18 protein-coding genes are annotated in these 19,384 nt (G+C 44.4%); 12 read left to right on the forward strand and 6 right to left on the reverse strand.

The features are described from left to right. The first annotated feature begins 159 nt into the window (after positions 1-159). From licT to M3629_RS07535, 3 genes are all read left to right on the forward strand, one after another. On the forward strand, positions 160-1,008 hold the full coding sequence (gene licT, locus M3629_RS07525) for a BglG family transcription antiterminator LicT (RefSeq protein WP_251503714.1): 849 nt from the start codon (positions 160-162) through the stop codon (positions 1,006-1,008). 156 nt (positions 1,009-1,164) lie between these two features. Further along, entirely contained in the window at positions 1,165-3,123 is a 1,959-nt protein-coding gene (locus M3629_RS07530; protein ID WP_251503717.1) for a beta-glucoside-specific PTS transporter subunit IIABC, read from the forward strand. Between the two features lie 270 nt (positions 3,124-3,393). Then, positions 3,394-4,860 (forward strand): glycoside hydrolase family 1 protein, encoded by a 1,467-nt coding sequence (locus tag M3629_RS07535; protein WP_251503721.1) that lies wholly within the window; start codon positions 3,394-3,396, stop codon positions 4,858-4,860. Positions 4,861-5,045: 185 nt separating this feature from the next. Here M3629_RS07535 and arr read toward each other — a convergent pair whose 3' ends face one another. Beyond that, positions 5,046-5,462 (reverse strand): NAD(+)--rifampin ADP-ribosyltransferase, encoded by a 417-nt coding sequence (arr, locus tag M3629_RS07540; protein WP_154888981.1) that lies wholly within the window; start codon positions 5,460-5,462, stop codon positions 5,046-5,048. Between the two features lie 249 nt (positions 5,463-5,711). Continuing rightward, on the reverse strand, positions 5,712-6,596 hold the full coding sequence (locus M3629_RS07545; RefSeq protein WP_154888978.1) for a LysR family transcriptional regulator: 885 nt from the start codon (positions 6,594-6,596) through the stop codon (positions 5,712-5,714). Positions 6,597-6,761: 165 nt separating this feature from the next. Here M3629_RS07545 and M3629_RS07550 point away from each other — a divergent pair, with 165 nt between their 5' ends. Together M3629_RS07550 and M3629_RS07555 are read left to right on the forward strand one after the other, a co-directional pair. Then, entirely contained in the window at positions 6,762-7,508 is a 747-nt protein-coding gene (locus M3629_RS07550; protein ID WP_251503724.1) for an acetoacetate decarboxylase, read from the forward strand. 13 nt (positions 7,509-7,521) lie between these two features. Next, complete coding sequence (locus tag M3629_RS07555) at positions 7,522-8,559, forward strand: ketopantoate reductase family protein (protein ID WP_251503726.1); 1,038 nt, start codon at positions 7,522-7,524, stop codon at positions 8,557-8,559. A gap of 172 nt (positions 8,560-8,731) precedes the next feature. Here the strand turns inward: M3629_RS07555 and M3629_RS07560 are convergent, their stop codons facing one another. Both M3629_RS07560 and M3629_RS07565 read right to left on the reverse strand, forming a co-directional pair. Beyond that, positions 8,732-9,379, reverse strand: coding sequence for a TetR/AcrR family transcriptional regulator (locus M3629_RS07560; RefSeq protein WP_251503728.1), 648 nt, complete (start codon positions 9,377-9,379; stop codon positions 8,732-8,734). Beyond that, positions 9,366-10,568, reverse strand: coding sequence for an MFS transporter (locus M3629_RS07565; protein WP_251503730.1), 1,203 nt, complete (start codon positions 10,566-10,568; stop codon positions 9,366-9,368). Before M3629_RS07565 ends, M3629_RS07560 begins: the two co-directional genes overlap by 14 nt. Positions 10,569-10,707: 139 nt before the next feature. On the opposite strand from M3629_RS07565, the gene M3629_RS07570 reads away from it, so the two are divergent. The 6 genes from M3629_RS07570 (at position 10,708) to M3629_RS07595 (ending at position 17,304) form a co-directional block, all read left to right on the forward strand. Then, on the forward strand, positions 10,708-11,448 hold the full coding sequence (locus tag M3629_RS07570) for a class I SAM-dependent methyltransferase (RefSeq protein ID WP_251503732.1): 741 nt from the start codon (positions 10,708-10,710) through the stop codon (positions 11,446-11,448). A 73-nt stretch (positions 11,449-11,521) separates the two neighbouring features. After that, on the forward strand, positions 11,522-11,710 hold the full coding sequence (locus M3629_RS07575; protein ID WP_154985372.1) for a hypothetical protein: 189 nt from the start codon (positions 11,522-11,524) through the stop codon (positions 11,708-11,710). Between the two features lie 199 nt (positions 11,711-11,909). Then, entirely contained in the window at positions 11,910-12,611 is a 702-nt protein-coding gene (locus M3629_RS07580; RefSeq protein WP_154959112.1) for a response regulator transcription factor, read from the forward strand. Then, complete coding sequence (locus M3629_RS07585) at positions 12,611-13,855, forward strand: HAMP domain-containing sensor histidine kinase (RefSeq protein WP_251503735.1); 1,245 nt, start codon at positions 12,611-12,613, stop codon at positions 13,853-13,855. Before M3629_RS07580 ends, M3629_RS07585 begins: the two co-directional genes overlap by 1 nt. A gap of 112 nt (positions 13,856-13,967) precedes the next feature. After that, positions 13,968-14,660, forward strand: coding sequence for an ABC transporter ATP-binding protein (locus tag M3629_RS07590; RefSeq protein WP_154985377.1), 693 nt, complete (start codon positions 13,968-13,970; stop codon positions 14,658-14,660). Then, the gene (locus tag M3629_RS07595) at positions 14,653-17,304 is read left to right on the forward strand and encodes an ABC transporter permease (protein WP_251503738.1); all 2,652 of its coding nucleotides are present in this window, start codon (positions 14,653-14,655) and stop codon (positions 17,302-17,304) included. The genes M3629_RS07590 and M3629_RS07595 overlap by 8 nt, the downstream gene beginning before the upstream one ends. A 59-nt stretch (positions 17,305-17,363) precedes the next feature. Here the strand turns inward: M3629_RS07595 and M3629_RS07600 are convergent, their stop codons facing one another. Continuing rightward, entirely contained in the window at positions 17,364-17,981 is a 618-nt protein-coding gene (locus M3629_RS07600; protein ID WP_251503741.1) for a TetR/AcrR family transcriptional regulator, read from the reverse strand. 137 nt (positions 17,982-18,118) lie between these two features. On the opposite strand from M3629_RS07600, the gene M3629_RS07605 reads away from it, so the two are divergent. Beyond that, complete coding sequence (locus M3629_RS07605) at positions 18,119-18,895, forward strand: alpha/beta hydrolase (RefSeq protein WP_251503744.1); 777 nt, start codon at positions 18,119-18,121, stop codon at positions 18,893-18,895. A gap of 94 nt (positions 18,896-18,989) precedes the next feature. Here M3629_RS07605 and M3629_RS07610 read toward each other — a convergent pair whose 3' ends face one another. Further along, positions 18,990-19,247 carry a GlsB/YeaQ/YmgE family stress response membrane protein gene (locus M3629_RS07610; protein ID WP_090916093.1) on the reverse strand — a complete coding sequence of 86 codons (258 nt, stop codon included), beginning with the start codon at positions 19,245-19,247 and terminating at the stop codon, positions 18,990-18,992. Positions 19,248-19,384 lie beyond the last annotated feature (137 nt).

Consider the following 19,384-nt stretch of genomic DNA (forward strand, 5'->3'; position numbering starts at 1 on the left):
TATGGTATTGACAACGATTACATGGCTGGTATAGAATACAGCTAAATAAGGAGTGTCACTGATTCGATCAGGCACCACCACAGTCTGGATCTCACAAGTTTATTTTCTTGTGTACCTGGCCATGGTGGTGCTTTTTGCATATATGGGGGTGAAAACATCATGAGGTTCAAGAAATCGTTAAACAACAATATCGCCCTGGCGGAGGATGCCGAAGGCTGTGAAGTCATTGTCATTGGAACAGGTGTAGGCTTCAAAAAAGTAAAGGGACAGCCGATCGAGCACAGCCAGATTCAGAAAACGTTCCGGATCGGCTCGAATGATAAATATCAGCGAGTCGAGCAATTTCTTAGCGATATCCCTCTGCAAGTTATCGATATCACGGATCAGATTATAGAAGAAGGCAGGGAGATCATCGGGAAAAAGCTGAATGATTCTATCCTATTAACGCTTGCGGATCATATTCATTTTGCTCTGGATCGTTTCAGGAAAGGGGTGGACATGCAAAATCCGCTACACTGGGATATTCGCCATCTGTATCCTGCAGAATACCGCGCTGGTGAGTTGGCCGTACGCAAGATCAATGAAGCTTTTCTGGTCGCATTGCCTGTGGGTGAGGCCGGCTCCATTGCTCTTCATTTTGTGAATTCACAATTTGATTCGGGTAGCATGAATCAGACGATCAAGATTACACAGATGATCAATGACATTCTTGGGATCATGACCGATCATTTTGGAAGGGCACTGAATCAGGAGTCTGCTGATTTTTCCAGGTTTATTACCCATCTGAGATACTTCATCGTTCGGCAAATGAACCGGGAAGTGCTCTCATTCAAGGATCAGCAGTTTTTATATGACGTATTGTCGGATCGATATCCAGATAGCTTCCAATGCGCACTCAAGATCAAGGAGACGATGGAAGAGCAACGCGGATTTGTAATTACTCCCGATGAGATGGTATACCTTATGATCCACATCGAAAGAGTAACATCCCGTACCGACACGGGTTGACCTCAAAACAGCTCTTAGAAGATATTCCATTACCACGTTAATTGAATATGGAGTGTTACTGATTCGATCAGGCACCACCAAATGTTTCCGATTCCGCTTCAGTAGCGGGGCGGGTTTACATTTGGTTTTTTTTTCGCCAAAAAAGGAGGAAGCAGCATGAATCACCGGGAGTTGTCCAAAGAGATCATCCGATTAACAGGAGGGCAGGAAAATATTACGCAAGCCTGGCATTGTATCACTCGATTGCGCTTTAATGTGCGTGAAGAAAAGAAAGTGCAGCTTGAACAGATACGCGCACTGGATGGTGTTCTTGGGGCACAGTTCCAAAACGATCAGTTCCAGGTTGTAATTGGCAACAAAGTTGCAGCCGTCTATGAAGAGCTGGAGGATCAGTTGAAACAAGCTGGTGCAACGGAGAGAGAAGCAGAACCGCCGCGTTCAAGAGGTCTTAATGCCGTACTGGATACGATCTCGGGTATTTTCACCCCGATTCTTCCAGCCATTGTAGGTACCGGGATGCTGAAGGGCATTCTCGCATTACTTGTTACTCTGGGAGTTATTCAAGAGACTAGCGGTGAGTATCAGATTTTGGCGTCCATAGCCAATGCGGCCTTTTATTTCTTGCCTTTCCTGCTCGCTGTATCGTCTGCGCGGAAGTTTAAAGTCAATGAATATATCGCCTTGACTCTTGCAGGTACACTATTATATCCAACCATTTTGAATGCTTATCTTGAAAATCATCTGGAGCCGATTCGTTTTCTATCTCTGCCGGTGTCGATCGTGAATTACACCCAGTCTGTCATTCCGATTATTCTCGGGGTGTGGCTTCTCAGTTATGTACATCGCTGGGTGGATCGTTTCATTCCTGGTCCGGTTAAAGTCATCTTCACCTCAATGATCGTGCTGGTGATTACCGTCCCGATTCTGTTAATCGCCATCGGGCCGCTTGGCAATTACATCGGCATCTATCTGGAGATCGGTACATCCTGGCTCTTTGCTCACTCTGGCCCATTAACAGGAATCGTGCTGGGCGGACTTATGCCAGTGATCGTTATGACGGGTATGCATTATGCATTTTTCCCGGGAACATTACAGAATTTGAGCAAACTCGGTTACGACGTGCTGTTACTGCCGCTTAATCTTGTAGCCAATATGAGTCAAGCTGGTGCCGTAATGGCGGTATTCCTCAAAACTAAAAACAAATCGATGAAATCAATTGCTTTATCCAGCGGTATATCTGCTTTTCTGGGCATCACAGAGCCTGCAATCTATGGAGTAACGTTGAAGCTGAAAAAGCCGTTCTATGCTTCGATCATCGGTGGAGCAGCCGGCGGTGGATTTATTACAGCGGTAGGGCTAAAATGTTTCGGTTTTGCCGTTCCGGGTCTGCTGTCATTGCCTTTATACATTGGTCCAAATGGGGGGATGGCCAATTTCTGGTACGCGCTCATCGGTGTGGGTATCAGCTTCGTAGTTTCGTTTACAGTGACCTTGTTGCTCAAGTGGAATGAACCGATTACGCAGCAACCTGCTGGGGCAAGTTCGTCAGCAATAGCTCCAACAACAGCATCGGAATCAGCAAAACGATCAGAAACAACAAATCAGTCTAATCAAATACCTGCAACACCGCCTGTGACCGTTCATTCGATTGAGGAAAAGAAAGGTGAAATATTCAGCCCGCTTACCGGTGAACTGGTCTCACTGAAAGAACTGCCTGATCCTACGTTTGCAGAGGAAATGACGGGAAAAGGAATTGCTATTTTTCCAAAAGAAGGCCGTGTAACCGCACCATTTGACGGAACGGTCACAATGATCGCGAAAAGCAAACATGCCATCATGCTGACTTCCTCCAGCGGAATCGACATTCTCATTCATGTTGGACTTAACACAGTGTCCCTGAAAGGCAAGTTTTTTGAAGAGAAGGTTGTTATCGGACAACGAGTGAACAAGGGTGATTTATTGCTGGAATTTGATATCAAGAGCATTCAAGCCGCTGGTATTGATCTGACCACCCCGGTTATTGTAGCCAACACGCCAGATTATCTTGACGTAGTACCCGTTCAGGTGAAGGGGGTGGTTCCAATGAATGAATTACTGCTACTCACCGTTCGTTAAGCTTATTACTAAACGAATGAAGGCTTTCTATTTTACCGAGTTATAAAATTTAACGATATATTTACACAAAAACGGAGAGGACAGAAATAACCTGAAAAAGCAACGCGATCGCCTAAAAGCTTTCTGTAAGAAAGCTGCTTCGGAAGCATATGCTTATCACCATATTTCTCAACTAAAAAATAATTCAAAAAAATATGGGGATAACAGCGATGGGAAGGTTAATCTGTCATTGAAGTGGCACGTGTAAATAAAAAAAGGAGAGAAACCATCATGACACAAACGACAAAACACACTTTTCCTAAAGGCTTCCTATGGGGCGGTGCTACCGCTGCCAATCAGCTGGAAGGCGCATTTGATGCTGACGGCAAAGGACTTTCTACCTCTGACATGGCACCTTATGTTCCCCATGAGGAGCGAAATGGCAAAGATTTTACGTTCGACGTCAATTCCGTGGAATTGGAGCAATATTTGAGCGGCAACAGTGACGTGTATTTCCCGAAACGGAATGGAGTAGATTTCTACCACCGCTACAAAGAAGATATCGCTTTGTTTGCGGAGATGGGCTTCAAAGTATTCCGCCTTTCCATTGCTTGGCCGCGAATTTTTCCGACAGGAGAAGAAGCCGTTCCGAACGAAGCAGGGCTTGCTTTCTATGATAAAGTGTTCGACGAACTGTTGAAATACGGCATTGAGCCGTTGGTTACGATCTCTCACTATGAGATGCCGATTGAGTTAACCCGCAAATATAATGGCTGGGAAAGCCGCGAGATGATTGATTTGTATTTAAAATTTGCGAACACACTGTTTGACCGTTACAAAGATAAAGTGAAATACTGGATTACCTTCAATGAGATGAATATGATGCTAACCAGTCTGTATACAGGTGGCGGCATTTTGGAAGATAAAATCAAGGGCACACCGGAACAGGTAGCCTATCAAGCAACACATCATCAGTTTGTGGCAAGTGCGCTGGCTGTAAAAAGCGGCAAAGAGAAAATGCCTAATGCCCAAATCGGCTGTATGATCTGCCGTCTGGAAACATACGCTGCATCCAGCAAACCGGAAGATGCGCTGCAAACCATGAAGGAAGATCAGATGAACCTGTTCTATCCGGAAGTACAGGCGCGTGGAGAGTACCCGTCCTATATGCAAAGATATTTTAAAGAGCAAGGCATTGAACTGGTGAAAGAGCCTGAAGATGATGCGATTATTCGCGACAATACAGTGGACTTCATTGCATTCAGTTATTACATGACGTATATCGGAAAATACGACCCGAATGACAACAGCAACTCCGGTATGCTGGTAAGTCAGATCAAAAACCCGCATCTGAAAGCCACCGAATGGGGATGGCCAATCGATCCAATCGGTCTTCGCATCGCACTGAACCGGTTGTATGACCGCTACCGGATGCCGCTCTTTATCGTAGAGAACGGGCTCGGCGCTACGGACACGCTCGAAGAGGATGGATCTGTACATGATCCTTATCGTATTGATTACCTGCGTAGCCACATCGAGCAGATGAAAGAAGCGGTAGCTGACGGTGTGGAACTGATGGGATTCACCAGCTGGGGACCGATTGATATTATCAGCTGCTCCACATCCGAGATGGGTAAACGTTATGGCTTTATCTATGTTGATCAAGACAACGCGGGTAATGGTTCGCTGGATAGAACACGCAAAGACTCATTCTATTGGTACAAACAAGTGATTGAGTCCAATGGTGAGATTATCTAAGCATCTGGAATTCCGAATTTATACCCCTTGACCTACTAAACGAATAGATACGAATTCTTTTAAATATTGTCTTTTCAAAGCAAAAGAAGGAGGGCCCTAAACGGGCCACTCCTTCTTTTGCTTATCTGAATATGAAGCGTAATCATGAATATGCCAATCATTTTGAAATCAGCTCGTTGAATAAATCAATCGTAGATCACATTTTTACCTTCATCACTTAACTTTTTCAGAGATGAAGTCATATGATCAATTTCTGCATCCGTGTGTCGTTCCCATGAACCTAATTCAGCGACGATCTTTAGTGCGGATTTGGATCGATAGGATCGAGTCGGGTTTCCAGGGAACCGTTTATCCGTTACGTTGGGATCATTTTCGAAATCTCCTAAGGGTTCTACGATGTAAATTCGTTCTTTTGAATCAGATCGTGCTAATTCGGCACCCCATTTAGCAGCATTTAAGGTTCCGGTGAAGTAGATGTGATTCGACTTCTTGTCTTGATAATTGGATAAAAATTGCGGCTCTAATAAATCGCCAATGTTTAGTTCTGCTTTGGTACCGTGAAAAAAGGGACCCGGATCTAAGACTATTTTTTTGTCATCCATTACGGACACACCTCAACTTTTAGATTTGTATTTAGCAGTATAGTGCAGGCATCGGTGAAAAAACAGTCTGTTATTCTATTTTCATAAACGTTATAATTAGAGTAGAGGAAAGATACTGTCCCGTGGAACGGACCATAATTGTTTCAATTCAGCCGCTAATTTAGCGGCTTTTTTTGTTTTTAACACGAACAGCAGTCAGCCGAAGAGGCAAGGCTGCGTCAATCACCTGCCATCGAATCCTCATTCATATTACACCTTAAACATCGAGGCATTGGATGCGTAATACGAAATAATAAATTGTTGGAATTGTTCCAATGATGAAGAGAGGTTTCGATGTTTCATCCATGATAAGCTGATCGGATATACGGCGGCATCGTCAGCAATCGGCACATAGTGCAGTCCAAGATTACGACAGACAGAGACAGGCAGCAGTGCAACCCCACGATCCAGTCTGATGATCTCGACCAATGTATGAGAATCGACCTCGAATGCCAAATGAGGAACAAAACCTGCCCTTTCACACAGCATCAAGGTGAAACGTCGGTATTCATCGTTATTGGCGAGAGAAAGAAAAGGTTCACTCGCAGCGGCGTGTAATGAAATTTGCTTTTCACTGCCATAAGCATGATCAGCAGGCAAGACAAGCACAATGTCCTCCTCGACAAGCACGCGGCTGTCAATCTCCTCATCCTGAACCGGGTAGCCGGTGATCCCCAGATCCACAACTCCTTTTTTCAGCTGTGTAATAATGTCATTTCGACTTGCAATACCTTGATGAAGCTGTGAATCGGGGAAAACTTCGATATACTCACGTATCAAACCTGATAGAAATCTTGAATTGGAGATAGAGATCCGGATCAACCTCGACAGTTCATCCTCTTTTTCCGTAATGGCCAGCTTGGCATTCTCCAGCTCAACAAAAATGCGGTTCACATGTTTCAGCAAAATTTCTCCAGCGGCATTCAGCTCAATGTTTCTGCCTTTTCGATGAAAAAGGGGAGTACCCATTTCGTCCTCTAACCGCTTTATGGTGAGACTTAACGAAGGCTGAGCGATATTTAACTGAGCAGCAGCTTTGGAGATATGTTCTGTGTAGGCAACGGTTTGAAAATATTTCAATTGGAGAAGCTCCATTGGTATGCACTCCTTATTTATTTCAATAAATATATATAGTACTTATTATGTATTATATTAAATTTAAAGAAAGATGTAGACTTTATTTATAAGCAAATCAACAAATTCAAATCAACAGTTAAACCAATAATCTAATAACCCGATGCAAAGGCAGGTGTCTTTTTCATGAAAATCGATGTGAACAATATCGCCAAAAACCTGAACACGCCTTTAACAGCCCCGGCATATCCAATGCCACCGTATAAATTCGTGAATCGCGAGTACCTGAACATCATCTACCGAACGGATGAACAGGCTCTGCGGGCAGCTGTTCCTGAGCCATTGCAAATCAGCGAACCCTTGGTGAAATTCGAAGTGATGTGGATGCCGGACGTCTCCGGACTTGGCGCATATACGGAAGCTGGACAGGTCATTCCCGTGCAGTTTAATGGGGAAGACGGGGATTACGTGCATTCGATGTACGTGGATAACTTCCCAGCTATTGCAAGTGGCCGAGAGTTAACCGCTTATCCCAAAAAGCTCGGTGCTCCCAAGCTGTACACAGACTCTGACACACTCGTCGGTACACTGGACTATGGATCACTGCGCGTAGCCACAGCAACGATGGGTTTCAAACATGTGGAGATGGACAAAGAGCTTGCGAAAAAAGAAATCTGCCGTCCCAACTTTATGATCAAAATAGCTACCGATTATACCGGGAATCTGCGGATCTGCGACCTGATACGTACCCAGATTACCGACATCGAGGTGAAGGAAGCTTGGACAGGCCCGGCTCGGCTACAACTTTTTGAGCATGCGCTTGCGCCTTTGGCTGATTTACCAGTGCTTGAAGTCGTGTCTGCTTCACACATCCTGACGAACTTAACTTTGAATGCAGCACAACCTGTATATAACTATCTGGAAGAAAAATAAGGAGGCAACACATATGAGAATTGCAGTTGTAGGTGCAGGTTCACTTGGAACCATCGTTGGAGCTTATCTGGCAGATGGCGGAATGGACGTGGAGTTAATTGATGCGTATCAGGAACATGTCGATGTGCTTAATCAGACAGGAGCAAAAGTAACCGGAACGACCGAGTTTCAGGCCAAAGTAAAAGCCATCACCCCTGAACAAAAGTCAGGCCAATATGATCTTGTGCTGTTGTTAACGAAACAATTGTACAATGAGTCTGTATTGAAAGAATTGCTTCCATATCTGCATGAAGACAGTGTCGTATGTTCTCTGCAAAACGGAATTCCCGAAGACAACGTGGCATCGATCGTTGGAGCTGAACGGGTTATCGCGGGTTCCGTTGAGTTTGGTGCTACATTCATGGAACCCGGCGTATCCAGTCTGACCACGGCGTATCCTCAATTCAAGCAGTACGCATTCCAGATCGGGGAATTGAATGGAGAGACAACCGAGCGAATTCAGCGTGTAAAAGAAGTACTTGATCTCGTTGGAGGTACACATATCTCGAATAATCTGGTAGGCACGAAATGGTCAAAACTGCTAATCAACAATGCTTTTAGCGGTTTATCTGCTGCACTGAACGGCACGTATGGAGATATTCTGGATCATGAAGCGGGCATTCGAAGTGCGGTTCATATCATTGACGAAACGATCAAGGTCGGACATGCGAACGGTGTTTCTTTTGTCACGATGAACGGATTCGATATGGCTTCATTGGAGCTACAGAGCGAAAAGGAAGTCCCCGCACGTATTGAAACGTTACGTCATGTAATGGAACCATCCAGACTACTTAAGGCGAGCATGTTGCAGGATCTGGAGAAACAACGTAAAACGGAGATTCACTATATCAACGGCGTGGTTTCGAGCAAGGCTAAAGGTACCGGGATTGCAACACCGTATAATGATACGGTCGTTCAACTGGTCGAAGCCGCAGAAGAAGCACAGAACGTACCCGAGTTTGCAACTAACATCCATGCGTTTGAGCAGCTTTTGAATATGTCACAGGTGTAAAGCTTGAAGCTTGATGTAGTCACAAATTCATAACACAAAACGCAAACAAAGAAGCCTTTCCTTCCGCATGAGTACAATGAACCATACGTGTGAGGGAGGGCTTCTTTTATTTTGTGAAGTTTAGCTAAAGGGTTATTATTCAAACGGGTTACTCTTGCCTAACGAATTCAATCTATCCATTGTCCTCATTGCCTGCATAATGCAGCAGCATATCAACCAACTGCTTTGTCATCTGATCATCCAATTGATGTAGTTCATGCGAGCGGTGTGTAAACATCTTCTGCAGCATACCCATCATCACCGTAAATATGAACTGCGCCAGCTTAAGCGGAGGGGTAGCATTGCGGATGCTACCGTCGGCAACCCCTGAGACCAACGCATGAAGCAGGAAGTGGTTGTCTTTACCGTTTTGAATAAACCGTTCATAGGTATCTTTCAGTTCTTGCTGAAAATGGACTACCTCATAATTGATATCGAATAGTTGAATAAAACGAATATGGTCGGGATTCATCTTGGCAAAAGAAACCCATGCGTTCAGCATCGCTGCGAGTTGTTCACGGCCACTACCACTTGGGCTTGCAGCCTGTCCGACGTGCTGAGTCATGGTTTCAACCAACTGCATCTGAATGGTAAGCAACAGCTCATCGATCGATTGAAAATGTTTATAGAAGGTCACTCGACTTAGATTCGCTTCAGCACAAATGTCTTTGATTTTTACTTGAAGCAGACCGTGTTTCAGAAAAAGGTGCTTACCCGCTTCGATCAGTTCATCCCGATTCTGATTTTTTAACTGCTGATGCCAATTCTCATTCGTTTGCATATCGGTTTCCTTTCCTGGAACGTTGTGCACTCATCGTAAGTGATAATGCTGCCAGTAACATAAAGGCACCAAAAATATACGGAAAGTTTACGTTTTTGTCAAACAGCAGACCGGCAACGAGTGGGCCGAAGACAGTACCTAAGCTGGAATACGTTGTATTCAAACCTGATGCATAACCTTGACGATCCCCGGCGCTTTTGGATATCAGGGAGCTGACAGTTGGTCGCAGGAACGCATTAAATGCAAAATAAAGCGCTGATGCAAATAACAGAAATACTAGATTCACTTTAATTAACATGAGCAAGAGAGCAATCGGGGTCATGATTAAGGACAGACGGATGAGTTTGATTTCGCCCAAGCGTTTCACAAAAAAGTCCAGTAACCAGATCTGGATCACGATACCGATAATCGCTCCCATTGTAATAATAATCGAGATGGTGGAAGCCTTGAATCCATATTTATACTCCGCAAATAGCGAGAAGACCGTCTCATAACTCATCAGACCAAAGGTCATCACAAGAATAATCAACAAGTATCCAAAGTAAGGAACTTTGAACGAACTCCAGATTTGCTCGCCCATGGTGAACCCTTTTTTCTTCGACGTTGAGGTCGTTCTCTTTTCAGGTGGAAGAGTCTCTGGCAAGAGCAGGGTGAGCAGTGCAGCAACCAAACCCAAACCGGAAGCGACGAAATACGGCATACGCACACCCATCTCGGCAATAAAACCGCCCAAACCTGGCCCAAGCACCATACCCAGGTTCATCGATGCACCGAAATAACCCATCCCCTTGGCGCGGGTTTCCGGAGTTGTAATATCAGCAACATAAGCCAGATTGGCTGGAACCATCAGACCTAGACTGATTCCCCCGATGAAACGAGCGATATAGAGAAGAGGCAGAGATGTCGATACCGCAAAAATAAGATCAGACACGACAACCAGAAACATACCTGCCATAATCAGCTTTTTACGTCCAAAACGGTCAGCCCATTGTCCTCCAAGCGGAGAAAATAGAAACTGGGCTGCGCCAAAGGCCGCCACCAAAAATCCGGCAACGGTGCCTCCTGCATGGAACAGCTTGAGATACTCCGGTAATATCGGAATCAGCATCCCTTGTCCGAGCAAAGCAATAAACAGATTTAACATCAAAATAAACATCGGAAAGCGGGTGGATTGTGTCATGGTACGCATACGTTTAAATTTCTCCTTCTCCATCATGTACAAATTTTTTTATAGTTTACACATCGTTAACCTTTACTCGATGTAAACTATTATAGTGTGTTATAATTCCTGTTGTAAATACATTTTTGATGGAAATGGGTGAGACGTATTGATTGATCACAACAATCAGGAAGAGTACCGAGATCCAATGAACTATGATCTGGAATTTGGCGGTGAGATGGACAAATACGAATTTTTCCTTCAACTTGCCAAGAAAAATCCGGGACATGTGCTGGAGCTTGCTTGTGGAACAGGATTAGCCACACTTTATTTAGCCGAAAGAGGAGTTCAAATTAGCGGTGTAGATATCGTAGAGCCTATGCTCGCGTATGCGAGAGTCAAAGCGAAGGATCTGCCGGTTGCTTTTATCGAAGCAGATGCGCGTACGTTTGAATCTGATCAGCGCTTCTCCATGATTTTTCTGACGGGAAATGCATTTCAGGCTTTTCTGAGCGATGAGGACCAGCAGGCATTGCTGCAAACGGCGTATAATCATTTGGAGCCTGGTGGCATATTTGCATTTGAGATGCGAAATCCGGACGGCAATGATTTATCGGATGAAGAAGAAGAGCACTGGGGCACATTTGTCGATGTGGATGGCGTTACGGTTAATGTATCTGGTAGCCAGACATATGATGCCGAGAAACAGATCATGCACTGGACAACCGTTCGGGACTGGGGCCATCGCCAAACGACGTCACGCATTGCTTGCCGATTTACGGATGTGCAGACACTGCAGCAGTTGCTGGAAAAGCAAGGTTTTACCCTCGAGAATCAATATGCGAACTGGGATCAAACGCCGTTTCAACCGTCAAGTCCAATGGTAATTAGTGTATGTAAGAAAGGGTAATTATGCATCGTAATGATTAAAATGATTGAAATGATGTATTGAAATTACATAAGTAGAAAGGGGAATGTTTGATATGACAACAACATCTAGAACTTGTAACGATTGCGGAGGTACATCCTTTGTGGAGGCAACAGACTTTATTAATTTGCGGCCGTTGGATAAAAAGATGTCGCTTGGTTCTGAACGTGTGTATACGATTTGTCTTAACTGCGGTGAGGTCGTTTCCATTAAGGTGAAAAACCCGGAGAAGTTGGTGAATTAAATCGTTTTCGGGAGAGAAGACAAAAGGAATCCCGCACTTATAGTACGACTTGACCGTTTTATCATTTTCATCACAGGCAACCGATATGTCGGTTGTCTTTTTTGCTTTTCCCACCTTGTATTTCAAATGTTACATTTAGTAGAATGATGAAGCACATACACTTGCATTTAAGAGGTAACGCTAGAATAGGGGTGCAGCGATGAATCGCATTTTGCTTGTTGAAGATGATGAAAATTTTGTATTTGGAATAGAATATACGTTAACCAATGAAGGTTATGAGGTCATTCATGCCGGAACCTTGAAGGAAGCTCGCCATGCTCTTGCGCAGCACGAGATAGATCTTATTTTGCTCGATATTAATTTGCCTGACGGAACGGGATATGAATTATGCAAGCAAATTCGTGTGGACTCAGAGGTGCCGATCATTTTTCTCACCGCGCTGGATGAAGAGATGAATGTGGTCGCGGGACTTGATCTGGGTGCTGACGATTATATGACCAAGCCGATTCGTACCAAGGAGCTGCTTTCTAGAATCAAGGCTGTTTTACGGCGTCATTCCCGCCCTGAACAGCATTCAAACATATGGAAATCCGACGACTTTGAAGTTCGCGTGCTGGAAGGTGTGGTTTTCAAAAATAAAAATGAAGTTCCGCTCACAACGCTAGAGTTCCGGCTGCTTCTTATGTTAATGTCCCATCCCAAACAGATATGCAGCAGGACATCAATCCTTGAGAAGTTATGGGATGTCTCTGGTGAATTCATTGATGATAATACGTTGTCCGTACATATACGCAGATTAAGGGAAAAGGTGGAGGAAACACCCGCCGCGCCTAAGTATATTGTTACAATTCGTGGGGTTGGATACAAATGGAACGCCGAAACGACAGGAGCATACCGCTGATGGTTGAAGTCATCCGTAATCCAGAGTGGAAATCTGTGTTCACCAAGTTCATCCTTGTTCAAATAGGTTTGACTGCAATCATTTATGTTGTGATGAACCTACAAACACAAAGCATTAATGAATCGGTTGTGAACCAGCACGCGGCCTTTGTCGGACAAGTGTTAAGTAAGCAACCACAGCTCGAAGATCAGCTCATTCATACGATCACTCAAGGGACAGACCCGCAGGATCTTAAGCTAGGTAAACAAATATTATCTCAATATGGATATACAAATCATATGAATATTCAGGATCAGCCTGCCCTATCGGGAACAGCATTACCTGGGAATACAGCGTTGATCTTTTTTCTGTGCGCTGTCCCGGTATTGCTGCTTTTATATTGGGAGTACCGTAAGCTATTTTCGAGAATACGCCGTGTTACACATGCAGCGGAGCAGGTGGTGGAAGGTCAATTCGATACCTCATTGCCTGAGAATGCAGAGGGAGACTTCAGCGCTCTTGGTCATAGCTTTAACATGATGGCAGGCAGACTAAACCATAGTGTAGATCAGCTGAAGCAGGAGAAAACATTTCTCAGCGATCTGCTGACCGATATATCACATCAACTCAAAACACCGCTCGCATCCCTGCTCGTATTTAATGAAAATATGTTGCATGACCCACACATGAAAGAAGACGTCCGAGCCACTTTTCTGGAACGAAGCAAGCAACAGATCGAACGCATGGAATGGCTCATTATCAGCTTGTTGAAGCTGGCAAGAGTGGAAGCGGGATCCATCGTTTTTCAACTGCAAAACATTAAACCCAAAGACATCATTGAATCAACGGTGCAGACCTTGCAACCCTTGGCGGAGCAGAAGAAACAGACTATTGTCGTTCAAGGCGGCGAGGGCATGTTGCTGCATGCAGATGAAGAATGGTTAACCGAGGCGATTATTAATCTGACTAAAAATGCACTAGAGCACTCTCCCGTATCAGGAAAAGTTTACATTACCATGGAAGACGAAGGCTTGTTTCATTCGATTATCATCCGGGATGAGGGGGAAGGGATCGGGCCGGAACAGATCCCCCATGTGTTCACGCGATTTTACTTAGGCAGAAGCAATGCTAAACCTCACAGTACCGGGGTAGGTCTGTCGCTGACCAAGTCCATTATTGAAGGTTTGGGTGGAACGATCTCGGTATCAAGCGAGCCTGGAGAGGGAGCTGAATTCCGAATTACTTTTATGAAAACAGTGTATTGAGAGGAAGCTTACAATAACGTAAGCTTCCTCTTCACTTTAACGTAAGCTTCCGAGCCTATAATAACCATATGAATACAACAATTGTTCACAGCTCATGAAGGAGGCACATGCTTTGGAAATTTTAAAAACGCGTGATTTATGTAAGACATACGGAAGTAACGACGCCAAGGTCGATGCATTGAAAGAGATTAATTTAACGGTTCAACAAGGTGAATTTGTCGCTATTGTTGGTGCAAGCGGTTCGGGGAAAAGTTCGTTACTGCATTTGCTTGGAGGTGTAGATCGCCCAACAAGTGGACAAGTCCATATTGATGGGACAGACCTGTATTCTCTGAACGAAACGGATTTAGCCATTTTCAGAAGACGAAAGATCGGATTCATTTTCCAGGCGTATAACCTGATTCCAGTTCTAAGCGCAGAAGAAAATATTAAACTGCCTATGCTACTAGACCATCGTCAAGCCGATGAAGACTATGCAGACGAACTAATGAACGTACTCGGTCTAAAAGACAGAAAGCATCATCTCCCTAACCAGCTATCAGGTGGACAGCAACAGCGTACAGCCATTGGACGAGCCCTGATTAACAAACCTTCGATCATACTAGCTGACGAACCAACAGGCAATCTCGATAGCAAAAACAGTAAAGAAATTGTAGATTTGCTCACCTATTCGGTTCGAAAATACAATCAAACCTTGATTATGATTACGCATGATTCCAATGTAGCCCGGAGAGCGGATCGGATTGTAAATATTAAAGACGGGGTCCTTTTCGATCAGCAATCTGGGGGCGAGAGCGATGCGTAAGTATACAGGGCTCACGGAGAAATATTTGCTTGGACAGAAAAAAAGATCCATTCTCACCATTGTTGGCATCATTCTATCGGTAACACTTCTTACCGCTGTCGGCACACTAGCGATGAGTTATCAGAACAAACTGGTACGTCAGACAATTCAAGATTATGGAGATTATGAGGTTTCCTTTAATGGAGTTTCGGGCAAAGACGTACCTCGTATCATGAATCAGGCCGCCATAGGCAGTGCAGGAGTCATTCATCGTATTGGTTATGCCATCATAAGTTCCACGAGTGAAAAGGAGCAAAAGGAAAACCCGTTTGCTGCGCCGTATCGTTATCTGAATGTGAAGGGATACGACGCGCAAGCCATGTCCAAGCTTCAAGTTCAGTTGGAGAGTGGACGCCTGCCGCAAAAACCTGATGAAATCATCCTGTCATCCTGGAGCCTGAATACGTTCCCTTCGAAACCAGCAATTGGAGATAAGATTACGTTAAACCTGGGAGACCGGCTCGAAGCTTCCACCGGAAAGGTGAAGAGCGTGAACTCCATTGGTGATTACGGGTGGAATCTGGATGAAAAATTCAAACTGCGTATGAAACAGCAATATACTGTTGTCGGGGTGATGAAAACAGCCAAAAATGTAACGTGGTCATCCACTTTTATCTATTCAGCGATTACGTATGATGATCATCAAAAAATCGATCCGTCTCAGAATTTTTTTATCTATGCGACCATGAAATCGATGGACAATATAAAGGAGAAGAGCGAGGCCATTCTGTCTTCATTGGGTTTAGGGAATGTGGATCAAGGTTCTGCTCAGGAACTGAACCGTGAAAATGTGTTAAAGGATATACGCATTGAATATAACAATGAATTGCTCAAACTGTTTGGCAAGAGCACCTATGCCAACGTTAACCAAAGTTCAATGTATGCATTTGCAGCTATTGTTCTAATTATCATGGGATGCACCAGCGCGGTAATTTACAATACGTTTCATATTTCAGTGCTTGAACGCATTTCTCAGTTTGGCATGCTGCGCTGTATCGGTGCAACACCAGCCCAGATTCGCAGGATCGTATTCAAGGAAGCGACTGTGCTTAGTCTAATTGCCATTCCAATCGGTTTATTTACAGGAACAGTTCTAATGAAAGTTTTATTCTATAACATTAGCATGCTGACATTAGGCTTCTTGAACGATATGCACATGATTATTTCATTGCCTGTTCTACTTGCGGCAGCAGGTTTAGGACTGATTGTTGTCTATGTGTCAGCGCTGGGTCCAGCCAAACTGGCCTCCAACGTTTCACCGCTTGAAGCACTGAAAACCTCAGGCAGCACGGCGGTAGAGCAGGGGGATTTCAAGCGCTTGTCTTTTGCAGGTAGCAAATGGCTAGGGTTTGAAGGTCGGTTTGCCAGCCGAAATATTCGGCGGAACCGAAAGAGATTCCGCATTACGGCTTTTTCGATGATTATCAGCATTGTTATGTATATTGTGTTTGGCGGCTTGGTGAACCTTCTAGGAACAACCTCTGAATCAGGCATCGATTACTCTTACTCCTTGGACTATCAAGGGATGAATAAACGTATCCCTAATTCGGTGTATAATAAGCTGGTTACGCTTGATGGAGTTAAAGAGGCGTATCCGTTCTACAACCACCAGCTTCAAGCGATCATTCCGAAAGAGAAAATAAATCCGGATTACTACCAGCAGCAGAAAGAAATGTACAAAGTTGAACAGGAAAACGGGTATCGGATGGGTAACAACTTTCTGACATCTTACGGTATAAACGGACTTCAGGAACTTCGTCCCAAACTCACCTCCGGAAGCATTGATGCAAGCCAAATGAATGATGAAAATGGTGTCATTGTTATCCAGAAAATCAGCATGATCACCGAAATAGGAACTAACATGATCATTGATCAAACCCGTTTCAAGGTAGGGGATAAAATTAAAGTTCGGTCAATGGATGACAAGCAGCTATACAAAACCGTTACTGTTGTCGGTACCGCAGATCAAGGTCCTCTCTCTGGTGAGTATACCGAAAGTGCTATTATTCAAATGATAACGACACCGAAGGTGATTGAAAATATTACGGGTGATAACGCGTATGACAGAATATTCATTCAAGCGAGTCCTGAGACAGATAACGGGGCAATTGTGGGTTATTTCAAAAGCCTTGTTCAGCAGGATGCAGGGTATAACTATCGCGATCGGGTAGAGGAGATGAAACAAGCCCGTAACGATGCGCTGACGCTAAATATATTCCTGTACGGTTTTATCGGAGTCATTGCAGCCATTGCGTTTCTGAATATTTTGAATACGGTAAGTACGAATCTTATTCTGCGGACGAAGGAGTTCGCCGTATTAAAAGCGATTGGTATGACGCAAAAGGAAATTCGTAAGATGGTTTTGCTTGAGGGTGTGTTCTATGGCGTATTTGCAGCTGTGTACGGAAGTCTTCTTGGTACAGGTTTGAGCTATGGTATGTCTTATCTGATGAGAAATGCGGTGCAGATCGAATGGGTTATGCCTTGGAGTAACATTCTGATTGGCAGTTTGGGTGCTATCATAGCCACACTCATAGCCTCATACTGGCCGCTTAGACGTCTTGAACGAATCCAGATTACAGATGGTTTGCGCAGGGAAAATTAAACGTGTCAAAAAAAGCTCGGTTGTTCGCTTTAGAACGAACAACCGAGCTTATTGACGTTTTAAGTGGTCGTTACTCCTTTAAGAAAAACACGTACGATCTTCTCCGCCAGGACGCGATGAGACTCATTTTTCTGCCGTTCATGCTCACGGTTACCCATTAACATCAGAGTCGAAAAAGCCTCAGCCAAGAAAAGGGGGTCTTCTTCACGAAAAATGTTCTGATCCATCGCATTTTTAAAATGCGAGGCTAACACCTCATGAATCTGATGTTCTGCTTCACGAATGGCATGAATCTGTTCTTCCTCCAGAAAAGGCTCCGCTTCACGCATCATCATTTCGATCTCACCATGCGGATTAGCAAGACGAGCTTCCGCTAATCGAATTAATCCGTCTCGTAAATGTTCCGCCTCATCCAGCATATGCGCCGTAATTTTTCTTACGTTCTGCAACATCGTTGTCATGGCTGCCACGAATAGATCCGCTTTGCCCGCGAAATGATAATATATGGTTGGTTTGGATACGCCGCATTTCTTCCCAATCTGCTGAAGGGTAACCATCTCGTAGCCAAATTCTTTAAATAGAGTAGATGCCGTATAGATGATGGTTTGTTGCATGGAAATGTCATTGTCCGTCTGCTTGGGTCTTCCGCGCAAACGTTTAGGTACTTGCTCTGGCATAGATTCGTACACACTCCTTCCACAATATTTTATGTCAAATCATAAATATAAGCAAAGAAGCTTGTAATTTTACTTACCAGTAAATATAATTAGTTCTGTAATTAAAAATGATACGTTTAAAGGTGGGCAACGAAGTTATGGCAAAGACAACAGAGCGTAGGAGCAGATGGAAGAAAATAGCGATATGGATTAGTGTAATTAGTATTGCCATGGTTGCAGGGGTGTTTGCATACCTGGCATCTGTCACATACAGCCCGTCGGAACAAGCGGAAGTGGCAATGAAAAGTGATGATCGGGTCGTTGTGAGTGAAGTGAAGAACGGTTATCAATTTGAACCTAAAGGGCAGGACATCACACAGCCTAATGTTGTGTTTTATCCCGGAGGTCTAGTGGAGCCGGCAAGTTATGCGCCTATGGCACGAGCACTAGCGGAGCAAGGACATCGTGTATATATTACGAAGATGCCGCTGAACTTGGCGATGTTCGGGGAAAACCGGGCGGATTCGTTTCTCGCGGAACATGCGGATGAAAGCTTTGTTATTGGTGGACACTCCCTCGGAGGTGTATTCGCTTCAAGATATGCTGCAGCGCACACGGATCAGATCCAAGGTGTCTTTTACCTTGCATCCTATGCGGATGATGGCGGGAGGCTTGACAGCACGAACTTGTCCGCACTGCAAATTACGGGAAGCAATGATGGTGTTCTGAACTGGGAATCGTGGGAAAAAGCCAAGTCCAATCTTCCGAATGACACGACATATGTAAGTATTGAAGGCGGCAACCATGGTCAATTTGGCTCCTACGGAATGCAGAAGGGAGACAACGAACCTAAGATCACGGAACAGGAGCAGCTTAAGCAGGTTGTTCAGGCATTGGAAGAATGGATGAAATCGATAAACCCATTGCAAAAATAAAAAAAGACCGAAGTTTTCATCTCCAAACGATGAATACTATCGGTCTTTTTATGATTTTCTATTGAACAACGGGATCGATTTCAACTTCTCTTGGTTAGCGTCTACGGAAGGCTCCGCCGCGTGCCAGAGCAAAAAAGAGGAGCAGGGCAATGATTGAGCCAACGATCGCCGGAATGATATGAAACCCGCCAATCACCGGTCCCCTTGGTCCAAGCAATTCGGTTCCTAACCAGGAACCGATAAAACCCGCAACAATGTTCCCAATTACACCGCCCGGTACGTCCCGCCCAATCAAGTTGCCACTTAACCAGCCAATAAGTCCACCAACAATAAGTACCCAGAGCAGATCCATGGTTTGTTCTCCTTTCTTCGGGTTTATTACAAGTTATGTTGGGTTCAGTGGAATATACCTCATCTTCATATTGGTGGAGTACTGCAAATGCTCTGTGCTAAGATGAGAGTACTTATGATTCAAGCAGGGGAACAAGG

Source organism: Paenibacillus polysaccharolyticus, assembly GCF_023714295.1.
Classification (GTDB): domain Bacteria; phylum Bacillota; class Bacilli; order Paenibacillales; family Paenibacillaceae; genus Paenibacillus; species Paenibacillus polysaccharolyticus_A.